1 rRNA gene is annotated in these 1233 nt (G+C 49.1%); it reads right to left on the bottom strand.

Annotation, left to right across the window (positions count from 1 at the left end):
* Window positions 1-1233: ribosomal RNA gene (locus HT687_RS10895) — 23S ribosomal RNA — on the bottom strand; the annotation flags it as partial.

The raw sequence follows: 1233 nt of genomic DNA, 5'->3' as shown, positions 1-1233 counted from the left end.
CACCTTAGGTCCCGACTAACCCAGGGCGGACGAGCCTTCCCCTGGAAACCTTAGTCTTACGGTGGACAGGATTCTCACCTGTCTTTCGCTACTCATACCGGCATTCTCACTTCTATGCGTTCCAGCGCTCCTCACGGTACACCTTCATCACACATAGAACGCTCTCCTACCATACCTATAAAGGTATCCACAGCTTCGGTAAATTGTTTTAGCCCCGGTACATTTTCGGCGCAGGGTCACTCGACTAGTGAGCTATTACGCACTCTTTGAATGAATAGCTGCTTCTAAGCTAACATCCTAGTTGTCTGTGCAACCCCACATCCTTTTCCACTTAACAATTATTTTGGGACCTTAGCTGGTGGTCTGGGCTGTTTCCCTTTCGACTACGGATCTTAGCACTCGCAGTCTGACTGCCGACCATAATTCTTTGGCATTCGGAGTTTATCTGAGATTGGTAATCCGGGATGGACCCCTCACCCAAACAGTGCTCTACCTCCAAGAATCTCTAATGTCGACGCTAGCCCTAAAGCTATTTCGGAGAGAACCAGCTATCTCCAAGTTCGTTTGGAATTTCTCCGCTACCCACAAGTCATCCAAGCACTTTTCAACGTGCCCTGGTTCGGTCCTCCAGTGCGTCTTACCGCACCTTCAACCTGCTCATGGGTAGGTCACATGGTTTCGGGTCTACGTCATGATACTAAGGCGCCCTATTCAGACTCGGTTTCCCTACGGCTCCGTCTCTTCAACTTAACCTCGCATCATAACGTAACTCGCCGGTTCATTCTACAAAAGGCACGCTCTCACCCATTAACGGGCTCGAACTTGTTGTAGGCACACGGTTTCAGGTTCTATTTCACTCCCCTCCCGGGGTGCTTTTCACCTTTCCCTCACGGTACTGGTTCACTATCGGTCACTAGGGAGTATTTAGGGTTGGGAGATGGTCCTCCCAGATTCCGACGGGATTTCACGTGTCCCGCCGTACTCAGGATACTGCTAGGTACAAAGACTATTTTAAATACGAGGCTATTACTCTCTTTGGCTGATCTTCCCAAATCATTCTTCTATAATCTTTGAATCCACATTGCAGTCCTACAACCCCGAAGAGTAAACTCTTCGGTTTGCCCTTCTGCCGTTTCGCTCGCCGCTACTAAGGCAATCGCTTTTGCTTTCTCTTCCTGCAGCTACTTAGATGTTTCAGTTCACTGCGTCTTCCTCCTCACATCCTTAACAGAT

This window comes from Streptococcus sp. 1449, assembly GCF_013276805.1.
Taxonomy (GTDB): Bacteria; Bacillota; Bacilli; order Lactobacillales; family Streptococcaceae; genus Streptococcus; species Streptococcus pseudopneumoniae.
The sequence above is the reverse complement of the archived record's forward strand: the minus strand, read 5'-3'. Positions and strand labels throughout refer to the sequence as shown.